This window comes from Rothia sp. HMSC072E10, assembly GCF_001813965.1.
Classification (GTDB): Bacteria; Actinomycetota; Actinomycetes; order Actinomycetales; family Micrococcaceae; genus Rothia; species Rothia mucilaginosa_A.
In genome coordinates this window covers 178,136-194,480 of the sequence record NZ_KV814489.1, presented here as the reverse complement: position 1 = coordinate 194,480, position 16,345 = coordinate 178,136, and the positions used below count along the sequence as shown (strand labels likewise).

Genomic DNA, 16,345 nt, shown 5'->3' with positions numbered 1-16,345 from the left:
CGGCAGGTGTGTGTTAAACAATATTCACCCTAGCCTATCAACGGAACGGGGGCAACTACACCCGTCATTCTGACCCGCGCAAGACACCTCGAGCGTTAGTTCGGGATTCCGCGAATATGCGTAAAGCCCCGCGCCTCAATTCGAGAAACGGGGCTTCTACATGTTGCAGACAAAAGATGGTGGGCTCGGTTCCAAAAGGCTCGGCCAGCCGAACCGCTAATGCGGCTATCCCTTCAGGGTGAACAGGAGCGATAGGAGGGCAATAATCGCAAAGACCGTCAGGGCGATGGGCAGGACTACGCCAATCCAGCTGAGGATGCGCCCCGCCTTTGCCGGCACACCGTGGCGTTCCGCGTCTCGCGCGGCCGAAATTCCCAGGGCGCCCAGAATAATTGATCCGAGGGTGGAGTAGGGAATCCAATACATGAGGAGAATGAGCACCACGCTGATGATGCCAAACGTCAACGAACGCTGTGCCGCTTTCTGGCCCTCCTCCAGGAAGCCAGGGGGCGTGACGATATTCCCCGGGACGCTTTCCGGGTAGGCAGGAGGCGGAGTGTACGCCCCGGCAGGCTTGTAGGTAGCCGGGACATTCCGCGGCTCGCCGCCCGCGCCCTGCCCGGCATCGCGGCCCTCGTAGAGCTGGTTGTACGCGGGATTGTAGTCGAACGGGTCCGGCTCTTGAGGCTGGGGAGTCTGAGACATCATAACCACGATCTTTCAGTCTTGATACGCGACAGGTGTTTCGGGGGAGGCCCCGATATCCGTAATCTGTTTTCGGCGGCAAGGATTAGGCACCTTCATGGTGCCCGCCCGGGGCTAAGATGCCGACCAACCCGGAAGTTTAATAGGGGGAATAGCTAGCAACCCTCTGGGAACCGATAATCCCCATCAGCGTGAAGACACACGTGCAGAAGAAAATGAGGAAAGCTATAAAGGCGCCTATCTTACTCATCCTACGACCCGCTGTAGCCGAAACGCCCAGGCGCTCCGCTTCCTTCGCTTTAGACATACCGATATAGCCCATGATGAAAGAAGGCACGCCGGCAAGAAAACCCAGGCAAACCAGGCTGACAAGACCGAGCACCAGGGAAGTCTGAGCGGCCCGCTCACCCTCAACCCGCCCGATGATCTTCTGCACGGTATCCTCGGGCAGCATCGCAGGCTGGCCGGACGAGTCCTGGGCCTCTTGCGCAGACGGCTCAGCGAGCTGTTCGTTCAGCTGGTTGTATTCGGGGTCGGAGTCTTCAGGGTTTGAACCCTGCGGATTCTGAGACATGGCATCTCACCTTTGTGGTTGGTCGGCGTTGGCCCGTGTTGTTCCTAGCCTATCACCGAAGCGGCAGCTATATTCACGCTTCGGCTGCGTACACCACGCTTATCCCGGCAATGCCCCCTCAAGCATGCAAAAGCCCACGTGCGCACGGGGCGCTCGCGGGCTTCCTCAAATCATGAGGCTACTGCAGATAGCTTCAATCTTACTGCTTTACAAAAATCTTCAGAGCGACCAGCAAAATAATACTGACGACACCCAGAACAGTACCGGCAATAGCCATACCGCGGTTCTTCAGCTCGGGGTTATTCATAGCCAGGCGGCCGGTCACAATAGCTACAGCACCAAGGATGAAACCGAGGACAAAGAAGCTCACAATACCGCTCACCAGAGAGACAATCGACAGGGTCTTTGCCTTCTTCGCCTGAGCCAGCTGCTCAGGGGTCTGAACGGGCACACCGTAAGGAGCCTGCTGATTGAACTGGGGTGCCTGCTGGCTGAACTGGGGGTCCTGGTTGAACTGGGGCTGGGGGTTGTTGGGGTTTTCAGACATGATTTCTCGATTCGCTGAGTGATGGGGGCACTCCGGCACGTCCGTATCGGTCGATACGTGCACGCTCCAGAGAACTCCCGATTTATCGGTTTGGATGGAGTGTAGTGTATCGAAAATGCGTATAACCCTCAATGTGCACGGCCCGTATCCCACGGAGTAGAGCCCCCGTCGGCTCAGCCGGTTTGGGGCAAAACGCCTCGCCTACCTGAGCAACACGCCTAATTCACGCGAGGCCCCTACCGAATTGACCAAGCGCAAAACAGCCTATATTCTTATAGGGATGCGCTCACGAGCGCACCGTGGAGACGTGCCAGAGCGGCCGAATGGACTTCACTGCTAATGAAGGGTCGGGGTTAAACTCGACCGGGGGTTCAAATCCCCCCGTCTCCGCCACTGAAAGCCCCGTACCGGCTGGTACGGGGCTTTTACTATGCCCGTTTCATCGGGCGCACAACCTAGAAGCTCTTGAAGTCCACGAGGCGCGCATCCGCCCCATCCAGCAGGGCCCACTCCCCCGGCACCTCGAACACCGCGATGGAGGACGGCGGGAAGCCATAGTACACATCCATCGACGCGTTCGGATCGGAGTCGGGGCTCATCAGACGCTGCGCGGCATCCTGCACGCCGGGCAGGTGCGACACCACCATCAGCGAATGAACGTTCTCTGAAACGCCGTTAATGCGCGCAATGATGCGGGCGGCCGAAACCTCGTACAGACCCTCATCCAGATGCGCGGTCGGGGCCTTCGAACCCAGGCCGTCCGCAACCCAGGTGGTCGTCTGGCGCGTGCGCAACGCCGACGAAGACATAATCTGCTCGGGAATATAGCCGCGCGAAGCCAGCCAGGCACCCGCGGCGGCAGCCTGCTCGTGACCGCGCTTGGTCAGGGGACGGTCGAAATCGTTCAGCCCCAATCGGCCTCCGCATGGCGCATAATAATCAGGCGCTTAGCTCCGCTACGGTGCGAGCCGGATGCAGTGTTGGAAGAATTCTCAGCCATACACCCATTTTATCCAGAGCGCGCCGATACATCCCGCGCACCCGCCACCCGGGCATGAGTAAACCCCGGCACACCGGCACGGGGCCGGCGCACCGGGGTGCACCCTAAAACTACAAGCTTAGATGGAGTACTCCGGGGCCGCCCAGACGACGACCTCGGGGTGCTCAAAGAAGCGGTAACCCTGACCGCGCACCGTACGCACGGTACCCGAGAGGCGACCCAGCTTCGAACGCAGGCGACGAATGTGAACGTCAATCGTGCGCTCGTGCGGGTGCTCGTCACCCGAGCTCCACAGGGCCTTCAGCAGTTCCTCGCGGCCAACCGTGCGGGAGCTATTCTCAACCAGGTGGGCCAGCAGCTCGAACTCCTTGAAGGTCAGCATCAGCGGCTCACCGTCCAGGAACACCTCGCGGCGAGCCAGGTCAATCAGCACACCCGAGGAGTGGCCGTTCATGCCCTCCGCCTCGCGGGAGGTATTCGCCTCCGGGTAGGTGTACACGGCGGTCGGATCACCCAGCGCGTTACGGACCACCTCAAGGTCGCTACCCTCGGCGTTCACGGGAGCCAGCGCCACGGCGGCGTAAGACTCAGATTCGGGGGCCAGGTGGTGGGCGTAGGTGCGCAGATCCTGAACGATGCGCACCAGGGAGGTACCGTTTGCGGCGGCGAGCTCCTCATTCAGACCCACGTACAGCACGAAGCCGCGAGCCTCGTTCTCCTGAGCATTCTTGTGGGGGGAGGAATCCCCCGCGGAGAATGTCATCGGACGCAACGTTGCGGCAGGTGCGGCGGGACGATGGGGCTGGACGGCCTGACGCTTCGCGGCGCGGCCTCGCTGGGAGATGTGGACGTATCCAGGTACAGCACCTGACATGGTTCAGCCTTCTCTCAAAATCTACGTAGGAATTGCCTTACCTACATGGTGGTGGGGTGCGCCGGAAGTGACGCGTGGCCCAACAGTCCCTAATACCTGTTCGAGCATCAATCCTTTCTCTTAATATTTCTCCTATTTGACGGATAAATCAAGCGGATTCGGCATCGTGGATACTTCCCGCATCCAAAAAGGAGTACAATACATCCCCACTCATCCGGGCCAGACTCGTCCCGCATCAAGCCCCGTCGCGCCCCATCTACATAAATATTCATCTAAAGCGGCATGATGACGCGGAGCACTGTATTTTCATGCCCTCAATCAAAGCTTAAGAGACCCTCAAATACCCCTCATTAACCCAACAATATCCACATGAAATGATTCTTGTCACATGTAGATTTTTTGAATTATCCCTCCCCCGTTCGACGGAGGGGGGAATCATCGACACCACCCATCCCGCATCGTACGCACGCCCTATTAGACAAAAGTGTCCCCGCGCGGGCTATCGAAATAGCCAGCGCGGGGACGGCGCACAATTGGTCTCGCGAAACCGTCTCGCGAAGCCGAATCAAAAATTATTCAGCCAAACCGTACAGGCGATCGCCAGCATCACCCAGACCGGGAACGATGTAAGCCTTCTCGTTCAGGCGCTCATCGCGGGCAGCCAGGAACAGGTCCACGTTCTCCATGCCCTCAACGCCCTTCTCCAGGGCGGCAATACCCTCGGGGGGCGGCAATCAGGCACACGCAGGTCACCGACTCGGCACCGCGCTTACGCAAGAACTTAATAGCCTCGATCAGGGTGCCGCCGGTGGCCAGCATCGGATCCAGCAGGTACACCTGACGGCCCGTCAAATCCTCCGGCAGACGCTCGGCATAGGTCACGATGTCCAGGGTCTCCTCGTTGCGAGCCATACCCAGGAAACCCACCTCGGCGGTCGGCACCATGCGGGTCATGCCCTCCAGCATGCCCAGACCAGCACGCAGAATCGGCACCACCAGCGGCTTCGGGTTGGCGATGCGCACACCGGTCGTGGTAGCCACCGGAGTCACCACCTCAACCTCCTCCACGCGAATCTCGCGAGTAGCCTCGTAGGCCAGGAGAGTCACCAGCTCGTCAACCAGCTGACGGAAAATCGGGGAAGGGGTGTTCTTATCGCGCAGAACACTAATCTTGTGGGCGACCAGCGGGTGGTCAAGAATCTTAATACGCATAGCATAAATTTTACTCGCACTCGCATATACATTCACAGGCGAGCCGCATAATTCGGCAAACAGAAAACCCGCCGAGCTCAGCTCGACGGGTTTTCGTTGGTGCGGTGGTGGAGGGATTTGAACCCCCGTTGGCTTTTACACCAAACATCATTTCGAGTGATGCACCTTCGGCCGCTCGGACACACCACCAACAGTGGAAAAGTGTAGCACACCCCAAGACAAAAGGGCAAGAAAAGCACAGGGGTGGGATGTATCTTCTCCCACCGGGGCAAAAACGCGTGCGGCAACCGGGTGTCGCCCTTTTCACGGCCCTTTTACCGTGCCCTTTTCGACACCCGACACCGAAGTCCCGGCAACATCAACGAACCCGGCGGGTTCGTCTAATGACGGATATACCCATCTATAACCAGCATGACAGCACGCGTCGCGTCCTCAGCGTTGCGGTCAACCTGATGGACCTCGCGATCCATGGCAAGCATGTAAATCGCGCCGAACATAGAGATCGCAATCGCACGAGGATTCTGAGCGGTATCAACCGTGTAGCGGCGAGCCACAGCCTCCGTCATCTCCTCCAGATACTCCAGAAGATCCTGACGGTTATCGCTCATCGTCTCGGTCCAACCCTCCGCACCCTTCCAGGCCTCCGAGAGCCACATCCGGGTAAAGCCCGGGCGGTCCTCGAGGTACTGAAACGCGGCACGAACGGCACTCCGCAACGCCTCACGCGGGTCGGACTGGGCCGACGCCGCGCGGCGCGCATCGCTCAGCAGCAACTGCGTGCCGTACTGAACCAGCTGGTCCACCATAGTCTTCTTGGAACCGAAGTTGTAATACACGGTTCCCTTAGAAACACCCGCCCGAGCAGCCACCTCTTCAACGGTGGCGTACTCAAGCCCCTTCTGGGTCATGATATCCATAGCAGCGTTGAACAACTTCAACTGAGTTTTACCAGTACGGCCGGGACGACGACTTGCAGCTTCAGCGACTGGTCGCTGCAACATCAGAAGTCCTCCCTCCCTTTTTGCAGGTATACCTCTATTTTATTAGACAGTGATCTCCGGTGCGAGCTTCTTCAACGACCAGGTGCGATCACGTCGCGTGCCCAGGTAACCCAGCAGCAAGCCCGCCAGACCCCACAGGGCCAGAACCAGCATGATGCCCCACAGGCTCGACTCGTTCACCCCGTACGACAGGCGACGCATACCCGTCACCGCATAACCCATCGGGAAGAAATCGTGCATCCAACGAATCGGCTCGGGCAGAGTCTCGTACGGCATCGTGCCGCCGCCGGTCACCAGCTGCAGAATCAGGACCACCAGAGCCACCAACTTGCCGGGAGCACCCAAGAACACCGTCAGACCGTGAATAAATCCGGTGAAGATCAGAGCCACAAAGCACAGGAACAACCACGCCAGCCACGGGTGAGCCATCTCAAAGCCCAGACCGAACTTAATCACCACGAACATGAGCGTCGCCTGAGCAATACCCACCAGACCGAAGGGCATCCAGCTACCGAGCATCACGCGAACCGACGGGGCGTGCGAAGCCAACGCACGGTTATTCATCACGCGCAGCGTCTGAACCAGCATCAGGCCACCAATCCACAGCGCCAGGCACATGAAGAACGGACCCATGCCCTCACCGTAGTTACGGCCCGAAGCCAGGGAATTGTGCGAGAGCGTCACCGGGTTCGACATCGTGTCGGCAACCTTCGTCTGATCCGACTCCGAAAGGTTCGGAACCTGCTTCGTGCCAGAAGCCAGGCCGCTCTGCAGGGAGGAGGTGCCATCCTTCAGCTCCGAGGCACCGCTATTCAGCTGATCCGTGCCGCTGGCCAGCTTCTCCGTACCCTCGGTGAGCTGGGACGCGCCGTCCTTCAGGTTCGACGCGCCATCGGCCACCTTCTGTTGGCCCTCGACGGCACTCTGCTCCTTTTCGGCCAGAGTGCTCGTGCCGTCCTTCAGGGTCGCGGTACCGCTCTTGAGCGAATCGGTACCCGACTTCAGGTTCTCGGTGCCCTCGGCCAGGGAAGAGGCGCCCGAAGCGAGAGAGGATGCACCCGAAGCAATCTGGGCGTTACCATCGGCCAGGGTAGCCGCGCCCGAAGCAAGCGAAGAAGCACCGCTATCAACGCGGGCCGCACCCTCAGCCAGGGAAGAAGCACCCTTCGCCACCGAGGTGGAGGCAGCATCCAGCGCGTCCACGCCCGACACCAGGGTCTGAATCTTAGCCGCCGAGGACGAAGAACCGTCCGCGACGCAGTGGCTCGACTTCAGGGCTTGCAGCTTCGACATAGCATCTGCGGCAGTCGCACTGCGCGAGGCTAGATGAGACTCCAGAGCCTTCTGGTTCAGCGTTGCCACCTCACCCTTAAACTCATCGGAATCCACCGAAGACACCAGCTCATCAGCCTGCTGCTGGGTCATGGTGCCAGCGGCCACCATCGGCGCCAGACGCTCGCGAAGCCTCTGCGCACTCGCCGACACCACGGTATTCGACAGGTCGCGGCCGAAATCACCGCTCGGGGCGGAGGTATCCGTCTGCTGCAGGTGCTGACACATCGCGTTCAGCTGGCCCGGCAGCTCGCGGATACCCGACTCATCCAGGCCCTGACGCAGCTTGTGGGTGCCCTCAGCCAGGCTGTTCGCGCCCTGAGCCAGGGTGGCCGAGCCATCCTTCAGCGAAGAAGTACCCTGAGCCAGGGTGGCCGAGCCGTCCTTCAGCTTCGACGCGCCGTCAGAAGCCGAAGCCGCGGCAGAAGCCAGGGTCGAAGTGCCGTTCTTCAGGGTGGTCGAGCCGTCCACCAGCTTCGCGGCGCCCGAATTCAGGGTTGCGGCGCCCGAGTCCAGGGTTGCCGCACCGCTTGCCAGCTTATCCGCGCCATCGGCCAGCTGCTTCTGCGCATCCACCAGCTGGGTCGTGCCATCAGAAAGGGTGACCGTGCCGTCCTTCAGCTTGAGGGCACCGTCGTTCACCGTGGCCGAGCCGTCCTTGAGCTGAACAATCGCATCGGCCAGCTTGACCGTGCCGGTGTTCACCTTCTCTGCGCCGCTGGCCGCCTCCCCCATCTTCGAGTGAATCGTGGTGAAGCTTGCCAGCAACGCATTCGCAGTGGCATTACCCACCTTCGACGCCACCGAATCGCGCACCGATGTGCCCGCCTTCGTCACGATATTCGTCAGCACGTAGTTGTTTGCGTCATTCGTGACAATCTCAATACCGGCTGACTGGGGATCAATCGTGCCCGTATTACCGTTGGCATCCGGCTTAAACGCCGCGGCGCTCTGCAGGTTACGGGAGAAATTCTTCGGAATCACCAACGCGAAATCGTAGGTGCCCTTCTCCACGCCGTTGACGGCCTCCTCGCGGGTCGGAACCTGACGCCAATCAAACGTGCCGGCGTCCAGAAGGTTCTTCTTCACGTCGGCACCGGTATTCACCTGCTGGCCAGAAGAATCCGTCGCGCCCTCATCCTCAACCACGAGGGCACCCACGATGCCGTTCACGTGGCCGTAGGCGTCCCAGTTGCCGTACAGGTACAGGGCACCGTACAGCAGGGGGATGCAGGACATCGCAATGAGCACCAGGACCGGCAAAACACCGCTGGTCAGGCGCTTAAGCTCAACAAGAGCAACACGCAGAACAGTCATTCTTACTCCTTCTCAGCGGTCTTCTGGGCGTTGGGTTTCTGGTCAGCGGGGTTCTGGTCAACGGCCCGAACGGCTTCGGTCACGCCGGACGCCGCGGGAACGGGGGTCGCCACAACGGTGGCTTCGGCCGCTACCCCGGCCGCGGGGGTGAGGGGACTCGAAGAGGTCAAGGGGATTTCCTCCACCTCACGCACCTCAATCACGTCAATCTCCGGCTCGGTCGGTTCCTCCGCCGGATCCTCGGGGGCCTCGAACTCCCCCTCTTGATCCATGTGGACGCTACCCACCACGGCACGCGCACCGTGCCAGGTATCGGAAATATGCGGGACAATCGCCACCACGGTGCGCGGACGGTCCTCATCGTTGGCCAGCTCCTCGAGGAAGGGAAGCCACATGCGCGTGTGGTTCAGGTGGCGCGACGGGGTATCGAAGACCAGCAGATCCGAGGGGCTGCTCTGTGCCAGGGCAGCCATGAGCTCGATGTTCATCTCGCCGTCCAGCTCGTCCATCCACAGGCCGTCCAAATCCTCGAGGCCGCGCTCCTTCAACCAGCGGCCCGCGCGGGAACGACCAAAAATCGGCAGATTGTAGGAGAGCATCTCAGAGACGTAGTCGTGCACGCGCATGTGCTGCTCTGGGGAGGTCACATCGGGGGAATCGATAATGTCGCTGATGCGGCGCAGCTTCTTCATTGAAATCGGCTGAGGCTCCTCATCGCCGGCGCTCCAGTAAATCTCGCCGCCCGACAGGGGCAAACGGCCGGTGAGGGCCAGGCCCAGGGAGGTACGTTCCATCTGGCTGTCGGCCTGAACGATGATGACTTCGCCCCCACCTACCGAGAAAGTGGTGCGGCCAAAAAGGGCGTGGTGACGCCCCTTGGCCCAGATGTTATCAACGCGAAGCACGGCGGTCCCTTCAATTTGTACGACGGGTAGAAACGGGTAAAAGTACGAGCCCGAGGACCGCGTTCCGCGATACCTGCTGAAGGACGCGGAGGGGTTCTCAGGCTCCGATGCTTATATATCGTAGACCCGGTTAAGTGTGGTTTTGTGGGGATTTTCGGGTGAAAAAGCGTCTATTTTTGAAATTTTCGGAGTATTTTTCAAAAAATTGGGGTTTTTCGTTCAAATAAGCAACGAATCCATGACCGGTTTCACCAGGCCTCCTCCCCCGCTACAATCCCAGGGAACAGGCCCCGGGAACGAGCCTCCCCCCAGCGGCAAACCGCGGATGCGAACCCCGGGCGCGACGGGGGGGGGCTGGGCTGGGAGGCAGGGTAGAGCGGCAGAATCCGCCCACCGAATTATTCGCAACAGAATACCGACGACAGGGCACAGCCGAGGGGTGCGCCACCGAGGGACATCGCCGAGGGGCACACCACCGAGAACCGCAGGCAGGAACGCACTCAAGAGCGACGCTCCCTGAAAAAATCCAGCATGAGCCGTGCGCACTCCTCGGCGCGCACCCCCGCATACACTTCGGGAGCCGGCGCCACCCGCCCGTCCCGCAGCACGTCGTAGCGGCTACCGGAGGCGCCCGTCTTCTCCTCCCAGGCGCCAAAAACCACCGTCGAGACGCGCGAGGCCAGAATCGTGCCGGCGCACATGAGGCAGGGCTCGACGGTCACCACGAGGGTGCATCCCTCCAGCCGCCACTGCCCCAGCCGCGCCGCCGCCTGCCGAATCGCGTTCACCTCCGCGTGGGCGCTGGGATCGTGTTCCCGCTCGCGGGTGTTGCCGGCGGAGGCGACGACGGTCCCGTGCTCATCCACGACGACGGCGCCGATGGGAATCTCGCCGCGCTCACCGGCGGCCTTCCCCTCCGCCAGGGCAAGGCCCATCCACTCACGGTGGTCGGCACGCGCGGGAATGTCACTGAGCACGGTGGAAGAACCGTCAGCAACCGTCAAATTTAAATATTCCGAATATGACATATAACCTCGTCGGAGAGTAAAAGGGCGTGAAACGCGACTAGTGAGTAGCGGCCAGAGAGAAAGGATACACCGCGGCGGCCCCGGCCTCCCTCAACGCGCGAGCCACCACCGTGTTAGCCCAGCGGGAATCCACCAGGTCCGAAACCAGCAGAACCGCGCAGCGGTTCTCCCGCACGTAGTCCAGCACCTCGCTCGGAACCAGGTAAGAACGCAGAACGTCGGCACAGCGGAAGGCGCTATTACCGCCGAAGAAGCGGGGCTCCTCCACCAAAGAAACCTGTCCCAAATCCGTCAGGCGACCCACCGAAGCCAGCCCCCGACCCAGGGACTGCGCCAGGCGAGGACGCACCGGTGACGGCAACGTCAGCACCGCGGTCGGTCGCCCCGCGGCACCCCACTGCCACGCCGCCAGCACCTTCACGCAGGCGCGACCCAGGTCGGTCGGCACCTCGGAATCAACCGGCTCACCCAGCTCATTCGTGGCGAAGAGCTCGCGCAGGCGCGTTCCGTACCCCATATCGCTCAAGCGCGCCAACGCATAACCCGGCTCGGCCTGCTCGTCCTTCGACAGGCGACCGCGCGGAGCGGAGGCGCCCATCAGCTGGTCCAGGCCGGTGGGCCACATGCGGCGCGGCTCCACCGGAACCCCCACGGTGGCGAAGCTCTGACGCGCCGCCTGCTGCGCCTCCTCGGGAACCTGCGTCGAGTACCAGGGCCCGGCGCACCGGTCGCATCGCCCGCAGGGCTGAGCGGAGGTATCGTCGAGCTGGCGGGCGAGGAACACCATGCGGCACCCCTCCGTCCGCTCGTACTCCAGCATGGACTCCTGCTCGCGCACGCGCGCACGCGCAACCCCCGCGTAGCGTTCGCGGTCGTAGCTCCAGGGAGCCGAGGTGCGGCACCAGCGGCTCCCCTCCTTCACGACGGCGCCCCCGACGTCCAGGACCTTGAGCAGCAGCTCCAGGGTTGAGCGGCGCAGCTGCACACGCGCCTCCAGCGCGGTGAGGCTCAGGCCCTCGGGGGTCTGCTCGAGGGCGGCCAGCACCTGCAGGGCCTTCTCCTCCTCCGGCATCGAAGAGGTCGCGAAATACTCCCAGATGGCCTGGTCCCCGCGCCCGGGTAGCAGCAGGACGTCCGCGTTGGCGGCTCCACGGCCCGCACGGCCGATCTGCTGGTAGTAGCTCACCGCAGAGGAGGGCGCGCCCAGGTGCACCACGAACCCCAGGTCGGGCTTGTCGAAGCCCATGCCGAGAGCGCTGGTCGCCACGAGGGCCTTGACGCGGTTCTCCTTGAGGGCCTGCTCGGCGGCCATGCGCTCATCCGGGTCGGTTTTTCCGGTGTAGGCGAGCACGTCGTATCCGCGAGCGCGCAGGGCGGAGGCGGTATCCTCCGCCGCCGAAACGGTCAGCGCGTAGATGATGTCCGAGCCGGGTAGCTCGTTCAGGTGCGCCATGAGCCAGCCCAGGCGCTGGCCCTCGTCGGGCAGTGCGAGCACGCCCAGGCGCAGGGAGGCCCGGGAGAGCGGGCCGCGCACCACGTACACCTCGGGTGCGTCCCCGGCCGCGGCGCTCAGCTGCTCGGCGATATCTCGGGTCACGCGGTCGTTTGCTGTAGCGGTCGTAGCGAGCACGGGCACGCCGGCAGGTAGAGAAGAAATCAGCGCGCCAATGCGGCGATAGTCCGGGCGGAAGTCGTGGCCCCAGTCCGAAATGCAGTGGGCCTCATCAATCACGAGCAGGCCCAGGCGAGGCATGAGAAACGGCAGCCACTGCTCGCGGAACGCCGGGTTGTTGAGCCGCTCGGGGCCAACCAGGAGCACGTCGAGCTCGTCGGCTTCGACCTGCTCGCGGATGCGGTCCCACTCGGTGACGTTCGCTGAGTTCACCATGGCGGCGCGCACCCCCGCGCGGGATGCGGCAGCCACCTGGTCGCGCATGAGCGAAAGCAGCGGGGAGATGATGAGTGCCGGCCCGGTACCCCGGGCGCGCAGGAGCAGCGAGGAGATGAAGTAGACCGCGGACTTACCCCAGCCGGTGCGTTGTACCACCAGGGTGCGGGCGCGGTCGGCCACGAGGGCGTGAATCGCCTCGTACTGGCCGTCGTGGAAGTCGGCTTCGGAGGCGCCGGTGAGGCGGCGCAACAGTTCGCGGGCCTCGTCGCGCAGGGAGGTAGCGGTGTCCGGCTGCTGGGGGTTCATGGTTTTCTCCGACGGTGGGTGGTTCGCGGGCGGGCGCTCCGACGCGCTGTCTTCCCATCATGTCACACCCGGCGCATCCTGGCCTCGGAGCCGGTCATTTCTTGGGAGGGTGTGCGAGTTCCGCATCACTGCGCGCCATTTCGTTCTCGGGCCCGGAGATTTACGCCTCGCTCACCCGTGCATCCGGGCTAAACCCCGGTAGAATTGTCTCTGTGCTACACAGCCTCCGCATAGTTTTGCACTATGTTCACCATAGGCACGTTCTCTATGCTGGTGTTACTCCGCCGCCAATCCGTGCGCGCGGTCCACTCACAGTTCAGGATTTTTCATGACTTTTCTTGCCGCCGCCCTCGCGCAGCTTCCGGTTGCGCTGCTAGGCCTTAACCTTGAACAGTTCCTGCTCGACACCGGCCCCTGGGTTCTGGTTGTTTCGGCGATCATTGTTTTCATTGAGTCGGGTGTGCTGTTCCCGGTTCTCCCGGGTGACTCCCTGATTTTTGCGCTGGGTATGCTGCACCAGCAGATGGGTCTGTCCCTGTGGGTTGCGTTCCCCGTGCTGGTAATTGTGGCAATGGCCGGCGCCGAGGTGGGATACCAGATTGGTGCCCGCTACGGCCGCAACATCTTCAAGGATGACGCGAAGATTCTGAGCACGAAGAACCTGCACACTACTGAGGAGTTCTTCCAGAAGCGCGGTAGTTTGGCCCTGGTTCTGGGCCGTTTCGTGCCGATTGTGCGTACCTTCGTTTCGCTGGCAGCCGGTATCTCTTCGTACGACCGTAAGAAGTTCCACCTGTGGAACACCGTCGGCGCCATTGCGTGGATTGGTGTGATTGGTCTGGCCGGTGTGCTGCTGGGCGGTATTCCGTTCGTGCACAACAACATCGAGTACATCGCCGTGATTATTGTGCTGGTTTCCGTGGTGCCGGTCTTTATCGAGTACCTGCGCGGCCGCTCGAAGGCTAAGCGCGAATCCGCTGAGTAATGATTGAAGTCCCTCTAGGCCAATGAGCCGGGGACGAGAAAAGGTGGGGATACCGTCTGGTATCCCCACCTTTTGCGTTCTCTCAAGCTCTGTGAAGTAGCGGTACCGAAAGCTTGCTTCCCCCGGTACTACTTGACATATCAGGCCCTATCGCGCCCCTTTACACAGGTAACCCTTTAGTACGCGCCAGCCGCGTACGTGTACCGGCGCATACTGGGGGTGAACAGCAATACCGTTATTACCGTGTTACAAACAGTAGGCAGATTCACCACCACAAGAACAAAAACGAAGTGCGCCAACTCTGCACCGCTCAGCGTCTGTACATCGACAGAGTTGAAGAGTATGACGGAACCATAAATGTATAAAATACCGCCCAGCGCGCCAAAAATACTCAAAACGATGCTGACGATGCGTGCCCAATTACGCCGTAGCCAGAGGAATAACAGAGCGATAATAGTTACTGCGTCCATCAGGATGATTTTGACCAGTGCAGGGATGGTTACTTGCGTCAGCGCCTCTGAATTCATCGCGGTATGGTTCCGCTCCAAAGCGCTCACGGTAGACTGTGCCGCCCCAATCAAAATAATCAGCACAGTAAGCGCTGTCACCCAGATCAAAGCAACAGGACGACCGTTGGATCGTGGCTGGCTTTGCTGGTATTGAGGGGCTAATCCCGGAGCTCCGTACTCTGACATTATCGTTCCTTTCTATGTTCTCCATCCCGCGACGGGAGAACCGAATAGTCTGTTTGGGGGACGGCTCGCACCGCTAGTTGAGGCGGTATCCCTCCTCGGTGTACACCGAGGTGTCCTTGTAGCCGCGCTGTTCCTTGCGAGGCTTCCTCCGGCCAGCCTTGCGGCGGGCCGTCTCGTACTGCTGAGCAACGGCCTCTTCAGCCCGTCGGTTGGCTTCCTCTTCTTCCCGATGTGCCTGTGCTTCTTCCAGGCGAGCACGCGTTTCTGCATCTGCGCTCTGATGACTGAGGACGTTCTCCTCATCGACCGGCTCGTCATCAACCAGCTCGTCATCGACCGGTTCGTCACCGTCGAGCTCGCCGTCATAAGGTTCCAGACCGGCACGCTCGGCGCGGAGCGTCAGCAGAATCTCGCCCTCCAGACGCTGCTTCTCCAGGGGGTTTTCCGTCACCGCCATCTTCGCGCGAAGATCGAGGATTCGCTGCTCGGCGGGGGTGCGAGTCACCCGTTCCTCCTCGTCAATCAGCCGGAGCATTTCCAGGTAATGGGCGGCCTGCCTCTCCTCGATGGTCATGCCCGCCTCTTCGTCGGCCCCGGCCACGTTTTTCGCGCCCTCCGCCGCGGGTGCCGGAGGCTCCTCGGACAGGACGACATCCTCATCCCGAGTAGAGACAAGGCCCAGCAGAAAAATGAAAAGTGCGGCGCCAACGCCCACGATGATGACCAGCACCTTCGTCACGGTCAGGGAGGCGGTGGCCGGGCTCGTCGCGGGGTTCAGCGCGGTGAAGGCCGGGAAGAAAAACCCGGCCAGGTCGAAGGAACCCGCGGTGATGAGCATGCCGCTCAGGCAGCAGACGGCCGCGTAGAGCATCAGCGTCTGACGTGCGCCCCTGCTACCCGTGCACAGGACCGCCAGGAAGCACAGGATGATCAGTTCCACCCAGATGGTTCCGCTCAGAAGGCGAGGCACGGCAATGGTGAAGATTGAGACGATGTCCCAGCCGTGTCCGGAGGATGCGAGGGCCTGGTGCGCGTCCAAACCCGCATACACGAGCATGAGCCCCACGCCCAGGTAGAAGGAGATATCGACTAGCACTGAAGTCTTCTGCGCCGACTCAATCCGTTCCTTGCCGTTATCGGGCGTCTCTACGGTGTCATCGTGCCCGTCGGGGTCGGTACGGACTTGTGACTCGTGTGCGGGGTCGGAAGTAGGGGTCACGGGGTTCGTCCTTATCGGTGGTTGGTGAATAAACTATCGGCGGGCCGCAGGCCCGCGGCAGAGGTTAGAGCAGGTAGTCCTTGCGGCGGCTCAAACGCCACGCGCTGCGGGCCGCCATGTAGGCACGCGACTGGCGCGACCACACCAACGCCAGCGCGATGACGCACACCACCAGGTAACCCCCGGCGATGTACACGGGCGTGTACAGGGGCGAGGAGGTGCTCAGCAGGAACTCGACCTCCTGGCTGGGTGCACCGTTCAGCGTGGCGAGCATGGCACCCACGCTCAGCATAATCAGCATCGCCGAGATAATGCCCATCACCAGAGACACCGAAAGCACCACCGCGGCCCAGCGGTAGCCGCGGATGAACGCCACCGTGCAGAAACTGTGCAGCACCACATTCCCGAGGGTGCACAGCATCAGGAAGAGCACCGGGTAGTAGGCCTGCGCCTCCACGAGGGTGGAGGAATGCCAGGTGGACAGGCGCGGAAGATGGGTCGTCGTCAGCGACACGGTGGTGTACACCAGCAGCGCCACCCAGCCCGCGGAAATGGCCAGGAGCACCCAGCCGGCAACCGACACGAGGTTCGGGGTCGGCGGTTTAGAGCGCGAGGACTTCACGGACGCCTCGGGGGAGGTAGCGGCCGGAGCCGCGGGGAGCGGTGCGGGTTCGGGGGTAGGCATGGTTGGATCTTTCGAGAGCCTGCGCGCCGTGATATACGACGGTTCATCGATGCGGCGGGTAGGCGCGGG

The 16,345-nt window shown here is 61.7% G+C and carries 13 protein-coding genes, 2 tRNA genes and 2 pseudogenes; 2 read left to right on the top strand and 15 right to left on the bottom strand.

Annotated features, from left to right (window positions below; genetic code table 11):
- Positions 1-225 precede the first annotated feature (225 nt).
- The 3 genes from HMPREF2944_RS04920 to HMPREF2944_RS04910 all read right to left on the bottom strand — a co-directional run bounded on the left by HMPREF2944_RS04920 (position 226) and on the right by HMPREF2944_RS04910 (position 1,826).
- The gene (locus tag HMPREF2944_RS04920; protein WP_070681063.1) at positions 226-708 is read right to left on the bottom strand and encodes a hypothetical protein; all 483 of its coding nucleotides are present in this window, start codon (positions 706-708) and stop codon (positions 226-228) included.
- Between the two features lie 136 nt (positions 709-844).
- On the bottom strand, positions 845-1,279 hold the full coding sequence (locus HMPREF2944_RS04915; protein WP_070681060.1) for a hypothetical protein: 435 nt from the start codon (positions 1,277-1,279) through the stop codon (positions 845-847).
- Between the two features lie 199 nt (positions 1,280-1,478).
- Positions 1,479-1,826, bottom strand: a complete 348-nt coding sequence (locus HMPREF2944_RS04910) for a DUF4190 domain-containing protein (protein ID WP_049345921.1) — start codon at positions 1,824-1,826, stop codon at positions 1,479-1,481.
- 301 nt (positions 1,827-2,127) lie between these two features.
- On the opposite strand from HMPREF2944_RS04910, the gene HMPREF2944_RS04905 reads away from it, so the two are divergent.
- Positions 2,128-2,219: transfer RNA gene (locus HMPREF2944_RS04905), tRNA-Ser, on the top strand.
- Positions 2,220-2,281: 62 nt separating this feature from the next.
- Here HMPREF2944_RS04905 and HMPREF2944_RS04900 read toward each other — a convergent pair.
- The 9 genes and pseudogenes from HMPREF2944_RS04900 to HMPREF2944_RS04860 all read right to left on the bottom strand — a co-directional run bounded on the left by HMPREF2944_RS04900 (position 2,282) and on the right by HMPREF2944_RS04860 (position 12,692).
- Positions 2,282-2,826, bottom strand: a pseudogene (locus HMPREF2944_RS04900) (histidine phosphatase family protein).
- Positions 2,827-2,944: 118 nt separating this feature from the next.
- A complete protein-coding gene (locus HMPREF2944_RS04895; protein WP_070681057.1) occupies positions 2,945-3,700 on the bottom strand; it encodes a winged helix-turn-helix domain-containing protein in 756 nt (251 codons plus the stop codon).
- A 572-nt stretch (positions 3,701-4,272) separates the two neighbouring features.
- Positions 4,273-4,912 (bottom strand): annotated as a pseudogene (upp, locus tag HMPREF2944_RS04890) (uracil phosphoribosyltransferase).
- A 102-nt stretch (positions 4,913-5,014) separates the two neighbouring features.
- A tRNA-Ser gene (locus HMPREF2944_RS04885) sits at positions 5,015-5,101 on the bottom strand.
- Between the two features lie 191 nt (positions 5,102-5,292).
- The gene (locus tag HMPREF2944_RS04880; RefSeq protein ID WP_049344327.1) at positions 5,293-5,913 is read right to left on the bottom strand and encodes a TetR/AcrR family transcriptional regulator; all 621 of its coding nucleotides are present in this window, start codon (positions 5,911-5,913) and stop codon (positions 5,293-5,295) included.
- A gap of 42 nt (positions 5,914-5,955) precedes the next feature.
- Positions 5,956-8,562 carry a YhgE/Pip domain-containing protein gene (locus HMPREF2944_RS04875; RefSeq protein ID WP_070681054.1) on the bottom strand — a complete coding sequence of 869 codons (2,607 nt, stop codon included), beginning with the start codon at positions 8,560-8,562 and terminating at the stop codon, positions 5,956-5,958.
- 2 nt (positions 8,563-8,564) lie between these two features.
- On the bottom strand, positions 8,565-9,467 hold the full coding sequence (locus HMPREF2944_RS04870) for an ABC transporter ATP-binding protein (RefSeq protein ID WP_239665907.1): 903 nt from the start codon (positions 9,465-9,467) through the stop codon (positions 8,565-8,567).
- 500 nt (positions 9,468-9,967) lie between these two features.
- Positions 9,968-10,495 carry a nucleoside deaminase gene (locus tag HMPREF2944_RS04865; protein ID WP_070681051.1) on the bottom strand — a complete coding sequence of 176 codons (528 nt, stop codon included), beginning with the start codon at positions 10,493-10,495 and terminating at the stop codon, positions 9,968-9,970.
- Positions 10,496-10,532: 37 nt separating this feature from the next.
- Positions 10,533-12,692 carry a RecQ family ATP-dependent DNA helicase gene (locus HMPREF2944_RS04860; RefSeq protein ID WP_070681048.1) on the bottom strand — a complete coding sequence of 720 codons (2,160 nt, stop codon included), beginning with the start codon at positions 12,690-12,692 and terminating at the stop codon, positions 10,533-10,535.
- Between the two features lie 328 nt (positions 12,693-13,020).
- Here HMPREF2944_RS04860 and HMPREF2944_RS04855 point away from each other — a divergent pair, with 328 nt between their 5' ends.
- Positions 13,021-13,677 (top strand): DedA family protein, encoded by a 657-nt coding sequence (locus HMPREF2944_RS04855; RefSeq protein WP_049333420.1) that lies wholly within the window; start codon positions 13,021-13,023, stop codon positions 13,675-13,677.
- A gap of 176 nt (positions 13,678-13,853) precedes the next feature.
- Here HMPREF2944_RS04855 and HMPREF2944_RS04850 read toward each other — a convergent pair whose 3' ends face one another.
- The 3 genes from HMPREF2944_RS04850 to HMPREF2944_RS04840 all read right to left on the bottom strand — a co-directional run bounded on the left by HMPREF2944_RS04850 (position 13,854) and on the right by HMPREF2944_RS04840 (position 16,276).
- A complete protein-coding gene (locus HMPREF2944_RS04850) occupies positions 13,854-14,372 on the bottom strand; it encodes a hypothetical protein (protein WP_049333418.1) in 519 nt (172 codons plus the stop codon).
- A gap of 73 nt (positions 14,373-14,445) precedes the next feature.
- A complete protein-coding gene (locus HMPREF2944_RS04845) occupies positions 14,446-15,591 on the bottom strand; it encodes an MFS transporter (protein ID WP_070681045.1) in 1,146 nt (381 codons plus the stop codon).
- A gap of 64 nt (positions 15,592-15,655) precedes the next feature.
- Complete coding sequence (locus HMPREF2944_RS04840; protein WP_070483424.1) at positions 15,656-16,276, bottom strand: multidrug DMT transporter permease; 621 nt, start codon at positions 16,274-16,276, stop codon at positions 15,656-15,658.
- Between the last annotated feature and the right edge of the window lie 69 nt (positions 16,277-16,345).